We start from the raw sequence: 22,234 nt of genomic DNA, 5'->3' as shown, positions 1-22,234 counted from the left end.
CCTATCAGGGGTCTCTGAGTTCCTCTAAAAATTTTCTTTTAACCTTCTGGAAGTTCTCAAGTTTCTCATCTGTGAGGTACCTGTAGAGGAGCCTCATGCGTGGATTTTCACCTATATAGGTTCTCTTATCACTTAAGAATGTCCAGAAGAGGGAGTCCCAGACCCTGCACCAGTCACCCCTTGCATGGTCACTCATCCTCAGGATATAGTTTGATGATGATATGTAGGGCTTGGTTGCCATGAGGCCCCCATCAGCGTACTGGCTCATGCCATAGACGTTGGGGACCATCACCCAGTCATAGGAGTCTATGAACATCTCCATGAACCAGCGATAAACCTCATCAGGGTCGATGCTGAGGAGGAGCATGAGATTACCTATGACCATGAGACGCTCGATGTGGTGGGTGTATCCCCAGGTTAAAACCCTCCTTACTGCGTTATCATAGGGCTCAAGACCTGTTCTGCCATAATAAAGTTTATCTGTCAGTCTGCCACTGTGGTTAAAGAAGTTCCTGGTCCTCTGATAGGATCCCCTAAGAATGTAAACTGCCCTTATGAACTCCCTCCAGCCCATAACCTGCCTCACAAATCCCTCAACAGAATTGAGGGGGGCATCTGCAGATAGCGCTGCTTTCAGAACCTCCATGGGTGTTAGGAGGCAGATGTTGAGTGAGGAAGAGAGTACAGAGTGGAAGAGAAACGTCTCATCACGGGATATGAAATCCTGGTAGCTTCCAAAGTTCCTGAGCCTTTTTTCTATGAAATCCCTCAAAAATATCCGGGCTTCCCTGTGGGTTGTGGGGTAGTTGAAGTGTTCCATGAAACCAGGGTTATCAGAAAAGCGCTCGGTCACGTAACTCCTGGCTTCACGCACATAACTGTTTTCAGGCAGTTCTATGGGCCTGGGAATATTCGTTCCCCGCGGCAGCCTCCTCCTGTTCTCCCTATCAAATGTCCATTTACCGCCCTTGGGCTTGGAGTTTTCCATGAGAATGGAGAGCCTCCTCCTCTCCCTTATGTAGAATGATGTGAGAAAGAACCTGCCATCCCTGAAGTAACTGTCCATGAGCCTCCTTCTGAAGATGAATGGCCCCTCAATCTCAACGAGTTCTGCGCCCGTTTCACTGCAGAGCCGCCTCAATCTCCTCTCAAGTTCATGGTCAAGGAGTTCCAGTGTGTAGACCCTCTCATATCCCTCAAGGTGCTCCCTGAGGTACCCCATGTCAGGGTCCGGCGTGTAATCTATGTATCTGACATTCAGGCCCCTTGATTTCAGGTGGTCATAATAGTAGCGCATGGAGGCCCTGTGAAGTAAGAGTTTGTTCTTATGGAACCTCAGGTTGAATACGGGGTCTCCGAAGAAGAGTTGGTCCTCCACCACAATGAAGTCTGATGTTTTCTCTGCAGCGGGATGATTCTCCATGAGGTGGTGTGGGAAGACAACTGCCATAGATTCCCCTGGCATGTATAATATTATGTCAGGAGGTGTCTATAAATCTAAAAGTTTTTTAGGATGGCGTAACATAAATTATAATGGTGTTTATATGGTTAAGTGGGGAGCTGTCATTACTGGATTCATACTTGCAGTTGTTTTTCCGATCATCCTTAGCCCGTTTATTGACCAGGCCTCTGTCCTTGGCTTGTTCCTTGCGGGTTTTGTTGTTGGCCTCATGGTGAGGGAAGGTGCCACTGGTGGGTTCTGGAATGCCACGCTTGCCGGTGCCTTTGGCGGCATAGTCCTAGCGGTTCTCTTAACAATCTTTGGTGCCGTCCTTGGAGGATTCGGAGGGTTGTTCCTTGGTGCATTCGCCGGTATACTGCTTGTGGTGGTACTCCTCTTTGTTTCAATGATCTTCATGGGTATCGGTGGCGCCATTGGGGGTTTCCTTGCCGGTGACTGATCATTAATTTTTTTAATCCCTAATTAAGAACTGTGGCCATGCTGCCAGGGATAATAATTGTCTGCGACTTATTACTATTTTTTGGATGCTCCGGTAATAACAAAACTTTAAATATTAAGAGATACCCTTTATTAAAAGGTGATGAATATGTATGATGTTGGAGACCTTGTGGCGGAAAGACCATCCCTTGGTACCATGACAGATATAAAACTGTTCAGGATACTGAGGTTCATGCCCTACTCAATCATAGGAGACGGGGCCAATGGTATCCTCTACAAGAGTGGTAAGGACCTTGGACGGAGTATGGGACTGAAGAGCACTGATGAAGCCGTGAAAGTTCTCCATGATAACCGCGCCGGTGAACTTGAGATTCTTGAAGAGAACCCCTACCGCCTTAGGGTTGATGAGTGCCTAAGCTGTGCAGGACTTCCTGCTTCAGGTAAGGCCCTCTGTCACTTTGAGGGTGGTCTACTTGCAGGGATACTCGAATCCATGAGCGGGAGACCAGTTGACCTCCGTGAGGTTAAGTGCTGGGGTCTCGGTGACCGTACCTGTGAATTTGAGGAATTTGTGAGATAACCAACAGCCCATTTATTGTTTCCCCTCATTAACACCTTCGGGTCTCGGTACAGGTCAGAAATACAGACACCTCTGGAACCAGAGTGCGGCCCAACAGGGTACAGTTTATTCACGACCCAGATACCGATACCCCGGAAAACTTATTTTAAAAATAAAAAAGATATAGGACTGTGTAATTTTATTGCTCACCTGATGGTATCAACTGAAAATCCACCATGGAACTGACAGAGGGTAAACAAAGAAAACTATCCCCCATATAAGGAGAGTGAGAATGCTAATAGGTGTTATATCAGATACACACATCCCTGACAGGGCAGCTGAACTTCCTGAGGCGGTATTTGAGGCCTTCAGGGACGTTGAACTTATACTCCACGCCGGTGACCTGACCTCACCGGATGTTCTGAGTGACCTTGAAACCATTGCACCTGTTGAGTGCGTTCAGGGAAACATGGACCGCAGATATGGTGTAGACAACCCCAGATCAAGGGTATTTGAGATCGGAGCATACAGGGTGGGCCTCATACACGGGGAGGTCTACCCCCGTGGTGATACCCAGCAGCTGAGGTACCTGGGGCTCGAGCTTGGTGCGGATGTCCTCATAAGTGGACATACACATCAGCCCTTCATAACCGAACTTGAGGACATGCTTCTCCTCAACCCTGGAAGCCCTACAGTGCCCCGCCTAACAGATCCAAGCGTCATGCTCCTTGAAATTGACAATGAAAAACTCGATGCCAGGATCATCAGGACAGGGGCGCCTGTCTGCAGATCACTGAACTTCCAGAGGTGAATCCATGGGAAAACGATGGCAGGCTGAAAGAAAAAGGGACCACTACTACAAAAGCGCCAAGAGGGAGAACTACCGCTCAAGGGCATCCTACAAGTTACTGCAGCTCAACAACCGCTACAAACTGATAAGGAATGGTGACAGGGTCCTCGACCTCGGGGCAGCCCCCGGGGGATGGTCACAGGTCGCCCTTGAGAAGGTAGGTGAGGAGGGACTTGTGGTTGCAGTTGACCTCCAGAGGATAAAGGGTTTCCCCGCCGAGAACTTCAGGGCCATAATGGGGGACTTCACAGACCCTGCAATAAAGGAGAGGATAATCGAGGAGCTTGGCGGAAGGGCGGATGTGGTTATATCAGATGCTGCCCCATCCCTTTCAGGTATAAGGGACATCGACCGCCTCCGTTCGGTGGATCTCGTTGAGAACGTCCTTGATATAGCCTACAGGGTCCTTGAAAGGAAGGGGAACATCCTGATCAAGGCATTCCAGGGGCCTGAACTCGATAAAGTCATAAAGGAAATGAAAAAGGATTTCTGGAAACTCAAAACAACAAAACCAGCCTCATCAAGAAAGGCAAGCGCAGAGATGTACATTGTAGGGCGGAACTTCAAGGGTAGAAGGAAATGGGAGAGAATCATCCATTAGATCGGGTGGAATTCAAGAAAAGGAATAGGAGAGAACCCTAAGCTCACATGAGTGCCCTCAGATCATTCAGGGCCTGTGAGGCAACCTGAAGCTGATACCTGGCTGTTTTTATACGATTATCAACCTCATATTTTGGTTTATTTGTCTCCAGTGCACTTTTAACGTCATCAATCGCCGATTTAGCCTTCACGAGCTCTATCTCAGCATTCAGGTACGTCTTTGTCAGGTTATCATTGTTCCTATGATAAACCTCCTTTTTAACCGAGTCATACTGGACCTTCAGTACCGAGTAATCGCTCTGAAGCTTTGCAAGTTCATCGTACTCGGCACCCTTCTCCACACTCCCTGATATGGCATCAGATATTGCGTCTACGCCTATATATGCAAATATCAATATGGTTCCGGCTATGAGAAGTACTCCCAGAATTGATATGGTCATTGAAGTTACCTTAAAGAGGTTTATCCTTGATCTCTTCATGATCTCACCTTACATTCAGTGACTGTGAAAAAAAATCTTCATGTTCATACATAAGGCTAGTTCACTCACTCAATTAAGGTTTTATAATGTCATTATAATATAGTTTCATGATGAAAACCGTGGATATGAGCAAGACACTAACAAAATTCGAAGAATTCTTTTCACTCCAGAAGTACAAGGACAGGGTATTTGAGTCCATAGAGAAGTACCCAAACGTCAGATCAATTGAAGTTGATTACCTTGACCTTGAAATGTTCGATCCAGATCTTGCGGACCTTCTAATTGAAAAACCAGACGATGTGATAAGGGCCGCGCAGAAGGCCATAAGGAATATTGATCCGCTGAGGAAGAACGTGGACCTCAACATAAGGTTCAGCGGAGTCAGTAACGTCATACCCCTCCGGGAGCTCCGGAGTAAATTCATAGGTAAATTCGTTGTAGTTGACGGTATTGTAAGGAAGACAGATGAGATAAGACCCAGAATAGTTAAGGCCGTCTTTGAGTGCAGGGGCTGCATGAGGCTCCATGAGGTCAGCCAGTCCACCAACATGATCACAGAGCCATCTCTCTGCTCAGAGTGTGGTGGCAGGTCCTTCAGGCTCCTTCAGGACGAATCAGAGTTCCTGGACACCCAGACACTGAAACTCCAGGAGCCCCTTGAGAACCTCTCAGGTGGTGAACAGCCCCGCCAGATAACAGTCGTCCTTGAGGATGACCTAGTTGACACCCTCACACCAGGGGACATCGTGAGGGTCACAGGTACACTGAGGACAGTCCGCGATGAGAGGACCAGGCGATTCAAGAACTTCATATACGGAAACTACACCGAGTTCCTTGAACAGGAGTTCGAGGAGCTCCAGATAAGTGAGGAGGACGAGAAAAAAATAAAGGAGCTTGCAGCCGACCCCAACATATACGAGAAGATCATAAGGTCCACCGCACCATCAATACACGGTTACCGTGAGGTAAAGGAGGCCATAGCCCTTCAGCTCTTTGGGGGGACCGGAAAGGAGCTCGATGATAAGACCCGCCTCCGTGGGGACATACACATCCTCATAGTCGGGGACCCAGGTATAGGTAAGTCCCAGATGCTCAAGTACGTGTCAAAGCTGGCCCCCAGGGGGATATATACAAGCGGGAAAGGTACCTCAGGGGTTGGGCTCACCGCTGCGGCTGTGAGGGATGAGTTCGGTGGATGGTCCCTTGAGGCCGGTGCCCTTGTCCTTGGGGATAAGGGTAACGTCTGTGTGGATGAACTGGATAAGATGCGTGATGAGGACCGTTCAGCCATCCACGAGGCACTGGAGCAGCAGACAATAAGCATAGCCAAGGCAGGTATAATGGCAACCCTCAACTCAAGGTGCTCTGTCCTGGCAGCCGCAAACCCAAAATTCGGAAGATTCGACAGTTACAAATCAATTGCAGAACAGATAGACCTTCCATCAACCATACTGTCACGTTTTGACCTGATATTCGTTGTGGAGGATAAACCCGATGAGGAGAAGGACAGGGAGCTTGCAAGACACATCCTGAAAACACATAAGGAGGACCACACCCCCTTTGAAATAGATCCAGAACTGCTGAGGAAGTACATAGCCTATGCAAGGAAGAATGTGAGGCCCGTGCTGACAGATGAGGCGATGCAAGTCCTTGAGGACTTCTACGTATCAATGAGGGCCAGCGCAGCCGATGAGGACTCCCCCGTCCCCATAACAGCAAGGCAGCTGGAGGCCCTTGTACGACTCTCAGAGGCCAGTGCAAAGATAAAACTCAAGGAACACGTGGAGGCAGAGGATGCCAGGAAGGCCATAAAACTGTCCCAGGCATGCCTGAAACAGGTGGGGTATGACCCTGAGACAGGCAAGATAGACATCGACAAGGTTGAGGGGAGAACACCCAAATCCGAGAGGGACAAGTTCCGCCTTCTACTTGAACTCATAAAGGAATACGAGGAGGACTACGGTGGCAGGGCACCCACCAATATTCTTATAACTGAGATGATGGATAGATATAACGTGAGTGAGGAAAAGGTTGAGGAACTGATAAGGATCCTCAAGGACAAGGGTGCAATATTTGAGCCCGCCAGGGGATACCTTAAGGTGGTCTGAATTTTCCATTACACACTTTTTACCGGAGGTATAGATTATGGATGATTACGAAAAATTACTTGAAAGGGCCATAGAGCAGCTGCCCCCAGAGGTATTTGAAACAAAACGTTTCGAGGTTCCAAAGGCGTACTCAGTTATACAAGGAAACAGGACATTCATACAGAACTTCAGGGAGGTCGCAGATGCCCTCAACAGGGACCCGCAGCACCTTCTGAAATTCCTTTTGAGGGAACTGGGTACCGCAGGTAACCTTGAGGGTGGAAGGGCCATACTCCAGGGTAAATTCACCCACTTTCTCATAAACGAGAGGATAGAGGACTACGTCAACAAATTCGTCATATGTCACGAATGCAACAGACCTGATACAAGGATAATCAGGGAGGGGCGGATATCCCTTCTCAAGTGTGAGGCATGCGGTGCCAAGGCGCCCCTCAAGAACGTCTAGAGAAGATAGAGGAGCAGCTATAGAAAATGTTCTGTGTCAGATGCGGTAGTTCTGATTCTGAATTATATGATGGACTATGCAGGGACTGTTTCCTTGAGGACTACACCATCCTCAGCATACCCTCCAGAATAGAGGTTTATGTGTGCAGCCACTGCCATGCAAAACTGATAAGTGGCCAGTGGGTGGACGAGGGCCTCCCTGAGGATGAAATAGTATACAGGGCCCTTGAGGAGAATATCAGATGGCAACCCCCCGTTGAAAACCCTGAAATTGAACTGGAAATAATACAGCAGAGGGGCACCATCTACCAGTGCCTGGTGGAGGTGGATGCTGAGGTCCTCGGAAGTATGGTGAGCCAGGAGTACGGGGTGGAGGTCCGCCTCACAAACACTGCCTGCCCGGCCTGCAGCAAACAGGCATCAGGCTACTACGAAGCTGTGATACAGTTAAGGGCCGATGGAAGGGAACTGGATGAATCAGAAATAGAAAGGGCTGACCTCACAGTTAAAAGGACCCTCCTGAAGCTTTCAAGGAAGGATAAGCTGGCATACCTCCCCCAGAGGGTTGAGGTGAAGGAGGGGGTCGACTACTACATAGGATCCCATAAATCCGCCAGAAAGGTTGTAAGCGCCCTCAGGGAGGAACTCGGTGGCATTGTCCGCGAATCACCACGGCTAATTGGGCAGGATAAGTCAAGCGGTAAGGGACTCTACAGAACATGGATCTCGCTCAGACTCCCTGATTTCAGAAGAGGGGATTTCCTACTGCACCAGGATCGAATGCTCACGGTCCTTGACCTCAGAAAGCGTGGTGTGGCTGTAAAGGACCTTGAGACCCGTGATGTGAAGAATATACTCTGGGGAGAATATGAAAATATTGACCTCGTTGCGAGGGCCAGTGATGTTAAGACAACCACAGTGACTGCACGATCCCCTGGAAGGATACAGGTACTTCACCCTGAAACATTTGAACCCGTGGACCTTGAAGCTGACAGCTACACATCAAAACTTGAGATAGGAGAACAGGTTCCTGTTATAGAAATTAAGAAGAGACTCTACATCATTGATGAGGCGGAGGAATGATCCGATGGATGATACGCTCAACACCCTAACCCGTGATGTTCTTGAGGTCATAACACCCGATGAACTGCTGGAAGTCCTGAAGAAGGATGAACCTGTTGTCTACACAGGCTATGAACCCTCAGGTAAGGTCCATCTGGGACACGCTATAACCATAAGGAAACTGAGGGAGATGCAGGATGCCGGCTTCAGGGTCAAGATACTCCTTGCCGACTACCATGCATACCTCAATGGTAAGGGCAGCATGGAGCGGATAAGGGAGATGGCAGATTACAACAGGAAATGCTTCCTGGCACTGGGACTCTCACCTGATAAAACCGAGTTCATCCTCGGTTCATCCTTCCAGACTCAGCCAGAGTACACAGACCTTGTATACAGAATGGCCCTCATAACAACACTTACCCGTGCCAGGAGGAGCATGGCCCAGATAACAAGGGAATCAAAGAATCACAAGGTTGCAGAGGTTATCTATCCTCTCATGCAGGTCATTGACATGGTCTACCTTGATGTGGATGTGGCGCTGGGTGGAATGGAACAGCGAAAGATACATATGCTGGCACGTGAGAACCTCCCAAGGCTCGGTTTCGATGCACCGGTATGCATACACACCCCACTGCTCCACGGCACCGACGGCTCAGAGAAGATGTCCTCCAGCAAGGGCAACTTCATTGCAGTGGACGACTCCCCCGATGAGATAAGGGAAAAGGTGAAGGGTAGTTACTGTCCCATGGGGGAACTGGAGGGTAACCCCATCATCGAAATCGTGAAGTACTTTATAATGCCAGAATATGGCAGGATGACCATAAGTCGCCCTGAGAAATTCGGGGGTGACCTTGAACTGGACCTTGACGAACTCCTGAATACCTACTCCAGCGGCGACCTACACCCGCTGGATCTGAAGAATGCGGTCTCAGAGTACCTTATTGACATGCTGGGACCTGTAAGGGACTACATGGAAGGTGTTTAGATGCTTTACGACATGAGACTTCCGCCAGGTATAACACACACAACAATGGCTGAGATAATTGATGAATACGAGGTTGAACTGATACAGACAGACGATGGCCCCGTGTTGAGGGGTGAGCTAGAGGAACTTGAAAGGGCAAGGGAACGTATCCTTGAATCCATCAGAAAGAGGATAGAGGAACTCGAGAACCCGGGGCCCCAGGAAAAATGAGTGCATCGATCCACTGGATCTATCATATAATTACTCCAGCTACCCTGTTAGGTCGCGCAAAATGAGTTCATCAACCACTATCTTATCCCATCGGGGCATATCCCAAGGTGGGGGGCAATTATCCTCTTTATATCCCTCTGAATGATATTGAGCCCCCTCCCTGCATCAACAATGTAAAATTCATTTTTATCTGCGAGTTCAAGGTACCTCTCCCTGACACGTGAAAGAAATGAGGGATCCTCGAATTCATCGGTACCACCACATCTCTCCATTGCCAGTTCAACATCAAGGTCAAGTAGTATGACTATATCAGGTTTTGGTGCGAACCTGTTTATCTCAGAAACCCATTCATCGGGTTCCTGGTAAACCATACTGGAATAGTAGCACCTGTCACTCACCACAACACTTCCACCCCATTCCCCCTTTATTTTGCCCCTGAGTGTCAGGCGGTCCGCAGCAAAGAGCAGAGCCAGTATCCTCTGCCCATCAGGTGTCCTGGCATCGGGACTGGAGAGCATCTCCCTTATGAGGCCCCCTATCCTGGAGTCTGTTGGTTCCCTAACATTAAAGACCCTGTATCCGTTTTCCCTGAGCCACTCCGCGGTGAGGGCGGAATGTGTCGTCTTACCTGACCCGTCAATTCCCTCAAAGCATATGTACATAGAGATTAATCTATCGGTGAAGGTAAAATATCTTCCCCTATGCCTTGAAATCATAACATAACTTTATAATGATTTAGATACAGAATTATAGTATTAATTTTATTATAGAGGTGGAACATGTCAAAAGCCAAGGTCATGGTGGTTGAGGATGAGAGCATAGTTGCCATTGATATAAGCCAGCGCCTTGAATCCCTGGGTTACCAGGTTACAGCCACAGTTTCCACCGGTGAAAAGGCCGTTGAAATGGCTGAAAAAACAAGGCCAGACATCATACTGATGGATATTGTCCTCAAGGGGGACATGGATGGTATAGAGGCTGCTGAGGAGATAACCAAAAGGATGAAGGTTCCAATAATCTATATAACCGCCTATTCCGACGAGGAAACCCTCAAAAGGGCCAAGATAACAGGGCCCTTTGGATACATAATAAAGCCCTTTGAGGACCGGGAACTCCACAGCGTCATAGAGGTCGCCCTCCACAAACACCAGCTCGAGAGGCGCCTTGCAGAAAACGATGAACTCTTCAGGGCCATACTCTCATCAATAAGCGATATACTGTTCACCGCTGACAGCAACGGAAGACTAACCATGATATCACCAGGACCACTTGCAGAATACGGTGTTGATGCAGATGAAGTTCAGGGTGAAAATGTCAGCGAGGTCTTCGGTGACAGGATTCACAGCGAAATGATTGAAAGGGCACTTAAGGGAGAAACCGTGAGCTATGAGTGGGTCTGGCAGACCATGAATAACCCCCATTTTGAAACAACCCTATCGCCCCTACGTGACTTTGAGGGCAATATAAAGGGGGTGGTGGGTGTCCACAGGGATGTCACCGAAAAGGAAGTTGCAAGAAGGGCGCTTGAAAGGGAGACTGCCATAAACAAAAGCCTTGCAGAGGTATCAAAGAAGCTCCTATCCCCCCTTCCACTAGAGGAGATATCAAAGAGCATAATTGAAAGGGCAAAAAAACTTACAGGTAGCAGATACTGCATGGCAGGCTTCTTTGAATCAGACGGCAAACTGAGGAATTACTTCACCTCAGAGGAAGTGGGAAGGGAGTGTCATATGGACTCTGAATCCGCTGAGATGGGTGGTCTCTGGAATCTGGTGATCAGAAAAAAGGAGCCCCTTCTTGTAAATGATCCATCCTCACACCCTGAATCCACGGAGGTCCCTGAGGGCCACATTGAAATAAAGAACTTCCTGGCATCCCCTGCGCTACTCAACAAGGAACTCGTGGGAATACTTGCAGTTTCAGGGAAGGATGGGGACTACGATGAAAGGGATCTTGAGGTAATGGAGCGCCTTGCAGACATATATGCAATCGCAATTCACAGAAAAATTGAAGAGGACCGTGTCAGGGCCAGTGAGGAGAAAAACAGGGCCCTTGTACAGAAATTCCTCAAGATAGTTACCGAGGTCCTTGAGGAGATAAAATAAATCCTTATTCTGTCTGGAGGTAACAGTACTTGGAAATCCCGGAACTCCTTGCACCTGCAGGTTCACCTGACTCCTTCAGGGTCGCCATCAATGCAGGGGCCGATGCCGTCTACCTCTCAGGAAAGGACTTCGGTGCACGGCACTATGCAGAGAACTTCAGCCTGCAGGAGATTCATGAGGCAGTGGAATACGCCCACCTGCATGACAGAAACGTGTATGTAACTGTCAATACCCTCCTAAGGGACTCTGAACTTTCAGATGTTGCTGAATACCTCCAGGAACTCTCCAGTGCAGGTGCAGACGCTGTGATCATACAGGATCCAGCGCTCCTGGTTCTGAGGGATGAGTTATCCCTTGACCTCCCATTCCATGCCTCAACCCAGATGACCATACACAACAGGGCAGGGATAAGATGGGCTGAGAAGATGGGCCTTGAGAGGGTTATACTTGCAAGGGAGCTCTCCATTGATGAGGTCAGAACCCTTGCGGCTGAATCAGACGTGGAGCTTGAGGTTTTCATACATGGAGCCCTGTGCTACAGTTACTCTGGCCAGTGCCTTCTATCCTCATTTATAGGTGGTAGAAGCGGTAACAGGGGCCGGTGCGCCCAGCCATGCAGAAAGAGGTATAAACTCCTTCAGTTAAAACCCTCAAAGAGGAGGGTGTCGCTAAGGGAGGAGTACCTCCTATCCACAAGGGACATCTCAGCCTACATGCACCTCAAGGAACTGGTTGAAGCCGGAGTCCGATCCCTTAAGATAGAGGGGCGGATGAGGTCCCCTGAATACGTTGCCACCACAGTGAGCGTCTACAGAAGGGCCCTTGATGAGATAAAGAGGGGTGGGTGGAAGCCATCAAAGGAGGAGTTTGAAAAGCTAAGGCTGGCCTTCAACAGGACACTCACAGGAGGACACCTCTTCAGGGAGGACTTCATGGGACGAGAATACCCCGGTGACAGGGGCCTCCCGGTGGGCTATGTTGAAAGGTACAGGGGTGGAAGGGCCCATATAAGGATAACCTCCCGTATAAAGCCAGAAGCCGGTGATGGCCTCTTCTTCCAGGGAACAGGTAAAGGAATGTATGTCCATGACCATAGATACGATGGTGGATTACTCTCCGTTCCTTCAGGACCTGTAAAAGAGGGTACACGGGTTTACCTTACAGGGAGGAAGGACCTCCAGAAATTCACTGAAAAACTCAGAAGATCATCTCCAGGAAAGTGCTGGGATATTGAACTGAAATTCACTGCAGATAAAGATGGAATGGTGAATCTAACCGCAGAATGGATGATGAATGGGCTGAGGCTCAGGGAATCGGTTGAAACACAGTTTGAGAGGGCCCTCAAAAGACCCCTCAATGAGGATACAATAAAAGATCACCTGCTGAGGGCTGGGGATAAGCCCTTCAGGCTTACTTTAACCGAATTCAGGTACCCTGGGGGACTATTCTACCCCCTAAGTCGTCTCAACGCCCTCAGAAGGGAACTTCTGATGAAGGTCGGAAGAAGGATACTCAGAGAGAGAAGACCCCACCATCACCATCCAATGCTTGAATTTGATCACCCTACCATGAGACTTCCAGAGGAGCCCTGTATATCAGTCTATGTTGAGGACCTCAAGGCAATGAAATCCGCCCTCAAGGCCGGTGCAGGGAGGGTTTACCTGGAACCCCAGCTTCACGATGACTTCAGGAGCTGTGATGGTGAAGACATCATCAGTGTTCTGGAGAGGGCCTCTGGGGTTTCATCCAGATACTGTGCTGAACTTGTATGGAAATGGCCTGACATAACCCATGACCGGCTCCTTGAAAGGCTCCTTGAAATTGAAGAGGACCTCTCCATGGACCTCATGGTGGGTGGTTACGGTATCCCTAACCTGATAAACCGTGATGTGAAGTTTTATGGATCACCAGCCCTCAACATTTTCAACACCTGCTCAGCCGCCCTCCTATCAGGCAAGTTTCACCTACTGACCCTCTCACCTGAGTTATCATGGAATGACCTTCAGAGAATCCAGGTCCCCGCTGAAATCATCGTTCATGGGAATCTCACAGCAATGGTGACCCGGGACAACCTCTGGAAACTCGCACCACCAGACTTCGATACATCCAAAGATTCCAGGTGGGGGATCATGGACAGTAGGGGCGCTGTATTTCCCATAAATCAGCTGCTGGGCTGTGAAACGGTAATCATGAATTCAAGGGAAACCTGCCTCATTGACTTTCTACCCTCCCTTCTTGATGCGGGCTTCAGGAACTTCTCCATCGACTGCCGTATTCAATCCCCAGAGAGAACCAGGTTACTTGTTGAATCCTATGTGAGTGCCCTTGAATCACCCCAAGGGATTCCGGATATCAAGGAGCGCATTGTAATGGAAAGTCCCTCAGGGGTAACGGCATCACACTTCAGGAGGGGTCTTGCAGAATAATGGATTCTCGCCATGTACATTTGAATAGTTTCCATGTGCACTCTGAATTCATATATATTCAAGTAACCCCACATAGTGGGCATGATGAAGTCCATGAATTCTGTCAGAAAAGCCCTCACAGATGTCAGTGGGATAGGGGAAAAGCTGGCGCAGAAGATAATAGACGAATTCGGGGGAGAAAAAGAGCTTTTAAAGGCTGTTGAAAACCTTGAAATTGATAGAATCTCATCAATCGAAGGTATAAGTCAGCGGAAGGCCATTGAAATAACCAGTGAACTCCTTGGAAATCCTGTTCCCTCATTCCTGAAAACAGAAAGAGCATCTCAGATCTACCAGGAAATAGTTGAGACCATCAGTTCATATGCCCATACCGACTATGCCCGTAACCGGCTAATGCTACTCCACCCCTCCATGGATATTGATGCCATGAGGAACCATATTGAAATGGTCATGGAATCCAAGAAAATGGTCTCTGAACTTCCCATTGAAGAGTTAAGGGACCTTCTGAAAAAAATTAAAAGGCCTGAAAAACCCCGCCCTACATTCAATCCATCAAGAGCCATACTTGTGGAGACAAAAGAGGACTATGATCACATGATAGACATGGGCCTCAACCGTTACCATCCAGTGATAATGAACCCTGAACAGGGCGAACTCGATGAATACGAACTGATAATCTATGTCTACTCTGAGGGAATGATTGACCTGCAGGACACATTCAACACGGTAATGGTCACTGCAGATTCAGAAAAACATGAGATTGTGCCGGAGGATGTCCTTGGATATTTCAGGGCGAACATTGAGCTACTGCGTGGCGCCCTTGAAATCAAACGAATTCTGGGCATGGAAACCTGTCTTGATGAGGTCCTTGCGATAATGGATGAGCTGGGTAGCCTTGAAGAGGAAGAAGTTGACATTGATGAGGCTGTAAACTCTGTGAAGGCATGGGCTGATTCAGAATTAAGGGACCTCATAAAGGATATCGACCTTAAAGGAGAGGAGGTCCTGGCCCTCCTCAACCAGGGAATGACAGGTAAACTAGAGAGGATATTCAATGATGTCCTCAAAAAGGCCTGTGAGATGATAAAGAGAAAGACAGGTGTTGAGTTCGATCCCTTCATAAAATCTTATCCTCTCAAGATCGATCAGCGGGAACTTGAAAGGGTTAGACGTCTTGAATCAGCATCAAGAAATATAAGGAAGTTTGAAAGGAGGGTTGATGCGGCATCAAGGCTCAGTGAACTCAGAGAAGTCGTTGAAAATGAAATAAAGGAGCTGATGGAATTTGACTACCGCTTCGCCCTTGGCCTCTTCGCACATGATTACGGACTCGTTGAACCGGAATTCGGTGATGAGATCATCCTCAGGGGGGCACTGCACCTCAACCTTGTTGGATCAGAAGAACCACAGCGAATTGACTACAAACTGGGTAACCCTGATAATGTTGTGCTCCTCACCGGTGCCAACAGTGGGGGAAAAACAACGCTTCTTGAGACACTTGCACAGGTGACCATGATGGCCCAGATGGGGCTTCCGGTATGTGCACTCGAGGCCAGGGTAAGACCCGTTGAGGAGATTCACTTCATCTCAAAGAAGAGGTCCCTGGATGCCGGTGCCTTTGAGTCATTCATAAGGACTTTCACCCCTGTGACAATGAGTGGAAGCTCAAAACTCATACTTCTCGATGAACTTGAGGCAATAACCGAACTTGATGCCGCAGTGAAGATCATAGCAACCTTCATAGAGTTCATAATGGAATCCGAATCCATTGCGGTCATTGTGACCCACATGGCCCGTGAAATACTCAAGTACGTGGATGTGCGGGTTGATGGTATCGAGGCAAGGGGGCTTGATGAGAACTATAATCTCATTGTGGATAGAACACCCAGGATAAACTACCTTGCAAGGAGCACCCCTGAGCTGATCATAAGGATGATATATGAGAAATCATGTGATGATGAGAGGATGGTTTATCGCAGGATACTTGAAAAGTTTCAGAAAAACGGATAAATCTTAATAATTATATCATTTACCATGATAACCCATCTCAAGGACCATCTCCTGGATCTTAAAAGAGAGCAGAAGGACATCTATGAGATATTCAACCGCATATATAATGTTGAATGTGGTGAAGGACACTTTAAGGTGAGTGAAAGCCTCAAAGAGAGGTTTGGGACAAAATTTATTGAATCTGCTGAAAATCAAAGGATAATAGGCACATACAACCGCTGGACGGGTGAAGGATCACTTTTTAATTCCATGCGCCTTAAAAAGCCGGCTATGGACACCGAACCCGCCAGAAAGGTTCTTGATGAACTTATCAATGATAAAAAGAGGTGTGACTTCTGCAAACCAGAACTGTACACACCTGAAGATGATTTCGGACGTGTCGTGGGAAGGCACTCCATTACAGCATCAAACATAGCTAAGTACGATGCATGGAGCGGCCTTCTGATATTCAGAAAACATGACCCCCTTGACTTCACCCTAGAGGAATTTTCAGATTACCTAATAACCGCCTCAGAATGGTTTAAAATGGCGGAGAAATCCTCAGGATTTCATTTTCCATTGCTGGTATGGAACTGCCTCCCACGGGCAGGGGCATCCCAGATCCACGGCCACATGCAGCTTCTCCTGGGCAGGAGACCCTATGCACGGATTGCATTCCTTGATGATGTCTCCAGGAGATACAGAGAACGTTATGGTTCATCATACCATGATGATGTCTTTTCAGTCCACCAGGCCCTTGGACTTGGTGCTGAAGCAGGAGAAGCGTGTGTATATGCAAGTATAACCCCCCTGAAGGAAAAGGAGATCATCATAACCTTTAAGACAGATGTCTCCAGAGATTCTGATCTCCGGAATCACCTCTTCAAGATATTAAGGTGCCTGATAGATAAATGTGGTGTCTACAGCTTCAACCTCTCAATGCACCTCTTCAATGCAGAAATGGAGATTCCAGGCATCATAAGAATCGTGGACCGCGGAAACATTGCATCAGCATCATCTGATATAGGCGGCATGGAACTCTTTGGAAGTTCAGTCGTCGGAAGCGATCCATATATCATATTCAAGAGAATTAAAGGTGCTCTTGATGCCTGAGTATTTATTTGAGTTTCTTCATGAACTTGAATACCTGAAGAATCCCAGCAGGACAGCTATAATCACTGATATCGACGGTACAATAAGTGAAATAGCACCAACACCCTCTGAAGCCCGCGTAGATGAAGAGATGAGGGAAGTTCTCAGGAGAATCTCAGAACGCTACAGTTTACTTGCTTTTATAAGTGGAAGGCCTGTGCATGAGGCGCTCAGGATGGTGGGGGTCCAGGATGCAATATATGTTGGAAACCATGGCCTTGAGTACATTATAAATGGGAGGTATAAACGCTTCAGAGAGGTTGAGGAGTACATTCCCATCATCAGAAAATGTGCCCTTAAACTCAAGGAGAAATCCCCCGATGAGAATATCATATTTGAGGATAAGGGTATCTGTTATTCCATACATTACAGGCAGTGCACTGATCCTGAACTGACAGAGAAAAGGATAATGGATATCCTCAGGGAGATGTCTGAATCCAGAGGAATACGTGTGGATCACGGGAGAATGCTTGTTGAGCTCAAACCCCCGGTGGAGTACAACAAGGGCTTCATAGTCCGGAAAATCATAGAGGAATCAGACGTATCATCTGCAGTGTACCTTGGAGACGACGTCACCGATGCCGATGCCTTCAGGGAACTCAGAAAACTAGAATCTGAAAGAAAAATCAAAACTGCATCTATAATTGTGCTCTCAAAGGAGATACCCGATGAAATAAAGGATTCAGCCTCTTTTTATGTGTCAGGAGTCCCAGAGGTCCTCAGATTTCTTAAGTGGCTCTTAAAATAGGTTAATTTTTCTTAATAAACCCCTACTTCTTAATTTTCTCTTAAAATAAGTTTATTTATTAATAATTTATTATGTGTTGACTGAAAATACTTATTAGATAAGGGCAACATAATATTATCCATGACATCTGTGGTTGTCATGGCGGGGGGTAAGGGTACAAGAATAAGACCTCTAACATTTTCAAAACCCAAACCACTTGTACCAGTTGCAAATAGACCCATACTGGATTATATAATTCAGAGGGTCATTGATTCTGGTTACAGTAAAATTATAATGACACTAGGGTATCTCAAAGATCAGATAAGTTCATATGTCTCCTCAAGGTACCCGGAGATTGATTTCAGGTTTTCATCCGAGAAGAAGCCCCTTGGAACCGCTGGGGGTGTTAGGGCAGCGGCCAGTAATATTGATGAAACCTTTATTGTCCTCAGTGGAGATGTGCTCTTTGACCTTGACCTCCAGCGGATGGTCAGTTTCCACAGAAAGAAGGATGCACTTGTTACCGTGGCCCTCACACCAGTTGATGACCCTTCACATTACGGCATAGCGGTTCTCGATGATGATGGGAGAATAACACGTTTTCATGAGAAACCCCGCCCAGAGGAGGTCTTCAGCAAAATCGCAAATGCGGGCATATATGTCATGGAACCCGAGATCTTTGATTACATACCTGAAGGAAACTCTGACTTTTCAGCTGACATCTTCCCTCTTTTGATAGAGGAGAACAGGGGTGTATACGGATTTATTTTCAGTGGTTACTGGAATGATGCAGGTAAACCAGACACGTTCCTTAAGGCCAACCATGACGCCCTTAATGGTCAGATAAGCCCTCAACCTGAAGGCGAACTTTTAAATGAGGTTCCAGGTCGATTTGGAGACATATGGGTGGGACAGGATGTTGTTATAGGCAAGGGAGTTCGTATAGCTGGACCCGTGGTTATAGGTGACGGTGCAGAGATAGATGATGGTGCATTCATAGGCAGGGAAACCGTGATTGGACCCCGAGTTTATGTGGGAAGTGACAGCTTCGTGAGGGGGTCCGTTATTCTTGATGGCAGCAGAATTGAGGAAGGCTCCCAGCTTGTAAACTGTGTTATTGATGAATTCTGCCATATCAGAGAGAACTGCATCATCGAAAGGTTTGCCATGATCGGCCGTGGCGCCCTCCTGGAACCATCAACCATTATCAGGTCCCACTGCAGCGTCAGCAACAACCTCAGGATACTCTCAGGTTCCCTCCTTGATTCGGATTATCCCATTGTGGCTGAACAGTGATTCCAATGGCAAGGTACGTTCAGGATATAAGGGGCTCTGTTAACCGGGACATAGACTGCTCATTTGCCCTCAACCTTGGGATGCTGATAGGTGACTACGTAAGCTGCAGGCGTGTCCTGATAGGCAGAGACGCACATACACCATCTCAGATGATAAAGAGGGCCATAGGAACGGGATTGATGGCTGCTGGAGTTGATGTTATTGATTTTGGAGTTGCCACAGTCCCTGTTATACATCACCACATGGAGCGTCTTGACAGTCATTTGATGATAAACGTCTCCCGCTCCCCACTCCGAACAGATGAAATAAACATAAAACTCCTCAGCAACCATGAAATTCCACTTGAACAACGCCCCACAGTTTATGCAGACTTGAATCAGCTTGGAAAGCTTCGATATGTCAATAACTACCTTGACTCCTATATCAAATCAATACTCGAGTTCATATCCCCCTCTGTAGGAAAGCATGAATTTATGGTGGTCTTAGGTTACGATGAGGGGTCCCCATCAAACATTGAGGCGGATATACTCAACCGACTAAACTGTCAGACCATAAACATCACATTCAGAGGGTCGCTATTTGGTAAAAACTTTCCCCTCGCGAATGCCTCCAGCATATCCATGATAGCGGATGTTGTGAGGTCAACCGGCGCGGATATGGGGGTTATACTGGATAACGATAGGGACACCATCTTCTTCATAGACGAGAGAGGTGAACTTATAAGGGACCAGACCGTACTATCGATTTTTGCAGACCATTACCTGAAATCATCTGATGGTCCCGTGGTGTCCTCAGTGGTCGCATCAAAGTCGCTGGAGAATGTCACCGGAGGACGTCTTATAAGGACATCAGTAAATGATGTCCTCAACAGGGTTTACACAGAGAATGCAGTTTTCGGTGGTGATGAGCCTGGAATGTACATATTCCCTGAATTCCAGCACTGTTACGATGCCACCTTCGCGCTTCTGAAGATGCTGGAGATAATGGCAGAGAGAAACATGACACTCCACAACCTTGCATCCAGAATGGAGAGGTACAGCAGGGTTGAATTCAGCATGGACTGTCCCAACGAATTCAAGGATAGTTTAATTGAAAGGCTTGCTGAACATTTCAGAGGCAAAAAAATTGAACTTATAGATGGTATAAGGATTGAGGAATCATCAGGAGTTGTCCTCATAAGGCCGTCCAGATTTGAACCACTTATAAGGATCTATATTGAATCAGAATCCTCTGAGGAAACCCAGAAGAAATCACGCCATATAATGAACCTTATAAAAAGTAAAATGAGTGATCTTTATGGTGAGTGAACTTCAGGGACGCAGCATGAAGTTTCTTGAAGATAAGAACCCTGTTATCGTATCCAACAGGGGACCAGTGGAATTTTTCAGAAAAGATGGGAAAATTGTTATGAAAAGAGGTGCGGGGGGTCTTGTTTCAACCCTGCTGCCTGTTGTTGAAAAGTTCAGCGGTGTCTGGGTCTCCAGCGCCATGACCCCTGAGGATGCTGAAGTGGCAGCGGGTTACCCTGAAAACAGGGTCCCCCTTCCGGAAGATGATCCGAGATTCACAGTTTCGTTTGTTATAGTGGACCGTGAAAGGTATGAATCATACTACAGTGTCATAAGCAACCCGCTTCTCTGGTTCATCCAGCACTACATGTGGAACACTCCCTACTTTCCTGAAATCGATGATAAAATCTATCTTGCCTGGGATGAGGGTTATGTCCATGTTAACAGGAAATTTGCAGATAAAGTTATATCTGAAATTGAAAGAAATGAAAAGAATCCTCTGATTATGTTACAGGATTATCACCTCTACTTATGTCCTGGTTTCATAAAGAAGAAGGTTGGTGATGTCTTCCTGAGCCAGTTCATACATATCCCCTGGCCACAGAGGGATTATTTCAGAATACTCCCTGAAAAGATGAGGGAGAGTATAATAAATGGGCTCCTTTCAAATACTGTTCTCGGATTCCACATCAAAAGGTACTGTTCCAACTTCATGGAATGTTGCGGGGACCTTGGCTACGATTTGGATTCTGAGAATGGAGTGGTGCTGAATGGGGATGAAAAGACATTTGTAAGGAATTATCCCATATCCGTTGATCCTGATAGTATAAGAAGAACCGCCAAATCAGATGCTTTCAGGGAGAAGGAGGATTTCGTCAGAAAGTTGAAGGGTGACATGTTTCTCATTTACCGTACAGACAGGGCGGATCTCAGCAAGAACATAATACGTGGCTTCAGGGCCTATGAACTGTTTTTGAAGGAGCATCCCGAGTTTCATGGTAAGGTAAAGTTCCTTGCCACGGGTAAACCAACAAGGCAGCAGATAAGGGAGTACAGGGATTATACAGATGCTGTGAAGGGCACCGTGGATGAAATCAACAGTAAGTACGGTAACTCCAGCTGGAAGCCCATTGAGTACATCCACCGCGCCGACTACGAGCTTGTGGCTGCTGCATTCAAAAACTATGACTGCCTCATTGTGAACCCCATTGCCGATGGTATGAACATCGTCCCCAAGGAGGCTGCGCTTATGAATGAAAAATCAGGGACAGTCATACTTTCAGAGAACGCCGGTTGCTACGAGGAACTTGCCGAGTACGTCATAGGTGTGAACCCATTTGATATAAAGGAAACCGCAGATGCCATCTATAAGGCACTAGCAATGAAGTCTGATGAAAGAAAGAGGCTTTCAGATGGCCTTAAATCGAAGGTTCGTGAAAGAACAATATATCACTGGGTCAATGAACAGTTCGATGACTTTGAGAGGCTGATGAAATAGATTAAGTGATTGAGTAGGTAATCGTGTCTTAATCAAGAGAATGAAATTTTAATTTTTATAAAAATTTATAATTTTGCCTGCACACTAACTCTACGGGTTCACAGGTAGATTACCCTTCCCTCCCCGAGCAACCCTCGAAGCAGGCAGTCTGTCCGATGCTGGGTTTCTTCTAATCATCTGAGGCATCAGCCCACATCATAGAAGGACCTTGGGCATCAGTCGTTAAGATGTGACAGTTAATTCTATGAAAATAGTTTTATATAAAGATTAGGATGAATGGCTGGCAGTGAAGTGGGCTTCCCACAGCAAACACCGCAGTACACACCCACCACGCAGCAGGACTTAACTACTGAGATCGAAACGAGATCAGGTATAAACCCCTGCGCCATGACCGCCATGCCGTGTGATGTTAATGAGGATGATATGTAAGTATGATGTGTGGTCTGGCAGTGAAGTGGGCTTCCCACAGCAAACACCGCAGTACACACCCACCACGCAGCAGGACTTAACTACTGAGATCGAAACGAGATCAGGTATAAACCCCTGCGCCATGAC

The 22,234-nt window shown here is 47.3% G+C and carries 20 protein-coding genes and 2 rRNA genes; 17 read left to right on the top strand and 5 right to left on the bottom strand.

Annotated features, from left to right (window positions below):
- Nucleotides 1-4 precede the first annotated feature (4 nt).
- Complete coding sequence (locus tag QFX30_RS07415) at nucleotides 5-1,450, bottom strand: cryptochrome/photolyase family protein (protein ID WP_300490338.1); 1,446 nt, start codon at nucleotides 1,448-1,450, stop codon at nucleotides 5-7.
- A 94-nt stretch (nucleotides 1,451-1,544) separates the two neighbouring features.
- On the opposite strand from QFX30_RS07415, the gene QFX30_RS07410 reads away from it, so the two are divergent.
- The 4 genes from QFX30_RS07410 (at nucleotide 1,545) to QFX30_RS07395 (ending at nucleotide 3,910) form a co-directional block, all read left to right on the top strand.
- Nucleotides 1,545-1,901 carry a DUF5518 domain-containing protein gene (locus QFX30_RS07410; protein ID WP_300490335.1) on the top strand — a complete coding sequence of 119 codons (357 nt, stop codon included), beginning with the start codon at nucleotides 1,545-1,547 and terminating at the stop codon, nucleotides 1,899-1,901.
- Between the two features lie 147 nt (nucleotides 1,902-2,048).
- Nucleotides 2,049-2,480, top strand: a complete 432-nt coding sequence (locus QFX30_RS07405; protein WP_300490332.1) for a V4R domain-containing protein — start codon at nucleotides 2,049-2,051, stop codon at nucleotides 2,478-2,480.
- A gap of 271 nt (nucleotides 2,481-2,751) precedes the next feature.
- On the top strand, nucleotides 2,752-3,270 hold the full coding sequence (locus QFX30_RS07400) for a metallophosphoesterase (RefSeq protein WP_300490330.1): 519 nt from the start codon (nucleotides 2,752-2,754) through the stop codon (nucleotides 3,268-3,270).
- 4 nt (nucleotides 3,271-3,274) lie between these two features.
- Entirely contained in the window at nucleotides 3,275-3,910 is a 636-nt protein-coding gene (locus QFX30_RS07395; protein WP_300490327.1) for an SAM-dependent methyltransferase, read from the top strand.
- A 43-nt stretch (nucleotides 3,911-3,953) separates the two neighbouring features.
- Here QFX30_RS07395 and QFX30_RS07390 read toward each other — a convergent pair whose 3' ends face one another.
- Nucleotides 3,954-4,388: a hypothetical protein gene (locus QFX30_RS07390; protein WP_300490324.1), complete on the bottom strand. Its 435-nt coding sequence runs from the start codon at nucleotides 4,386-4,388 to the stop codon at nucleotides 3,954-3,956.
- A 107-nt stretch (nucleotides 4,389-4,495) separates the two neighbouring features.
- On the opposite strand from QFX30_RS07390, the gene mcm reads away from it, so the two are divergent.
- The 5 genes from mcm to QFX30_RS07365 are packed head-to-tail and all read left to right on the top strand — an operon-like array spanning nucleotide 4,496 to nucleotide 9,197.
- Complete coding sequence (gene mcm / locus QFX30_RS07385) at nucleotides 4,496-6,496, top strand: minichromosome maintenance protein MCM (protein ID WP_300490321.1); 2,001 nt, start codon at nucleotides 4,496-4,498, stop codon at nucleotides 6,494-6,496.
- Between the two features lie 37 nt (nucleotides 6,497-6,533).
- Nucleotides 6,534-6,941 carry a translation initiation factor IF-2 subunit beta gene (locus tag QFX30_RS07380; RefSeq protein WP_013295174.1) on the top strand — a complete coding sequence of 136 codons (408 nt, stop codon included), beginning with the start codon at nucleotides 6,534-6,536 and terminating at the stop codon, nucleotides 6,939-6,941.
- 26 nt (nucleotides 6,942-6,967) lie between these two features.
- A complete protein-coding gene (locus QFX30_RS07375) occupies nucleotides 6,968-8,023 on the top strand; it encodes a 60S ribosomal export protein NMD3 (protein ID WP_300490319.1) in 1,056 nt (351 codons plus the stop codon).
- 4 nt (nucleotides 8,024-8,027) lie between these two features.
- Nucleotides 8,028-8,987: a tyrosine--tRNA ligase gene (locus QFX30_RS07370; RefSeq protein WP_300490316.1), complete on the top strand. Its 960-nt coding sequence runs from the start codon at nucleotides 8,028-8,030 to the stop codon at nucleotides 8,985-8,987.
- Entirely contained in the window at nucleotides 8,988-9,197 is a 210-nt protein-coding gene (locus tag QFX30_RS07365; protein ID WP_300490313.1) for a hypothetical protein, read from the top strand.
- 77 nt (nucleotides 9,198-9,274) lie between these two features.
- Here QFX30_RS07365 and tmk read toward each other — a convergent pair whose 3' ends face one another.
- The gene (tmk, locus tag QFX30_RS07360; protein WP_300490310.1) at nucleotides 9,275-9,859 is read right to left on the bottom strand and encodes a dTMP kinase; all 585 of its coding nucleotides are present in this window, start codon (nucleotides 9,857-9,859) and stop codon (nucleotides 9,275-9,277) included.
- Nucleotides 9,860-9,976: 117 nt separating this feature from the next.
- Between tmk and QFX30_RS07355 the strand changes: the two genes are divergently transcribed.
- The 8 genes from QFX30_RS07355 to QFX30_RS07320 all read left to right on the top strand — a co-directional run bounded on the left by QFX30_RS07355 (nucleotide 9,977) and on the right by QFX30_RS07320 (nucleotide 21,679).
- Nucleotides 9,977-11,302: a GAF domain-containing protein gene (locus QFX30_RS07355; RefSeq protein ID WP_300490307.1), complete on the top strand. Its 1,326-nt coding sequence runs from the start codon at nucleotides 9,977-9,979 to the stop codon at nucleotides 11,300-11,302.
- Between the two features lie 29 nt (nucleotides 11,303-11,331).
- Complete coding sequence (locus QFX30_RS07350) at nucleotides 11,332-13,728, top strand: U32 family peptidase (RefSeq protein ID WP_300490304.1); 2,397 nt, start codon at nucleotides 11,332-11,334, stop codon at nucleotides 13,726-13,728.
- A gap of 81 nt (nucleotides 13,729-13,809) precedes the next feature.
- On the top strand, nucleotides 13,810-15,738 hold the full coding sequence (locus QFX30_RS07345; RefSeq protein ID WP_300490301.1) for an endonuclease MutS2: 1,929 nt from the start codon (nucleotides 13,810-13,812) through the stop codon (nucleotides 15,736-15,738).
- Nucleotides 15,739-15,762: 24 nt separating this feature from the next.
- Nucleotides 15,763-16,830, top strand: coding sequence for a hypothetical protein (locus tag QFX30_RS07340; protein ID WP_300490298.1), 1,068 nt, complete (start codon nucleotides 15,763-15,765; stop codon nucleotides 16,828-16,830).
- Nucleotides 16,823-17,617, top strand: coding sequence for a trehalose-phosphatase (otsB, locus tag QFX30_RS07335; protein WP_300490294.1), 795 nt, complete (start codon nucleotides 16,823-16,825; stop codon nucleotides 17,615-17,617). The genes QFX30_RS07340 and otsB overlap by 8 nt, the downstream gene beginning before the upstream one ends.
- A 120-nt stretch (nucleotides 17,618-17,737) precedes the next feature.
- Entirely contained in the window at nucleotides 17,738-18,892 is a 1,155-nt protein-coding gene (locus tag QFX30_RS07330; protein ID WP_300490291.1) for an NDP-sugar synthase, read from the top strand.
- Between the two features lie 5 nt (nucleotides 18,893-18,897).
- Nucleotides 18,898-20,199: a phosphomannomutase gene (locus QFX30_RS07325; protein ID WP_300490288.1), complete on the top strand. Its 1,302-nt coding sequence runs from the start codon at nucleotides 18,898-18,900 to the stop codon at nucleotides 20,197-20,199.
- A 16-nt stretch (nucleotides 20,200-20,215) separates the two neighbouring features.
- Nucleotides 20,216-21,679, top strand: coding sequence for a trehalose-6-phosphate synthase (locus tag QFX30_RS07320; RefSeq protein WP_300490285.1), 1,464 nt, complete (start codon nucleotides 20,216-20,218; stop codon nucleotides 21,677-21,679).
- A 278-nt stretch (nucleotides 21,680-21,957) separates the two neighbouring features.
- Here QFX30_RS07320 and rrf (QFX30_RS07315) read toward each other — a convergent pair.
- Both rrf (QFX30_RS07315) and rrf (QFX30_RS07310) read right to left on the bottom strand, forming a co-directional pair.
- Nucleotides 21,958-22,078: ribosomal RNA gene (gene rrf / locus QFX30_RS07315) — 5S ribosomal RNA — on the bottom strand.
- A 42-nt stretch (nucleotides 22,079-22,120) separates the two neighbouring features.
- Nucleotides 22,121-22,234: ribosomal RNA gene (gene rrf, locus QFX30_RS07310) — 5S ribosomal RNA — on the bottom strand; the annotation flags it as partial.

Source organism: Methanothermobacter sp. (assembly GCF_030055435.1).
GTDB lineage: Archaea > Methanobacteriota > Methanobacteria > Methanobacteriales > Methanothermobacteraceae > Methanothermobacter.
The sequence above is the reverse complement of the archived record's forward strand: the minus strand, read 5'-3'. Positions and strand labels throughout refer to the sequence as shown.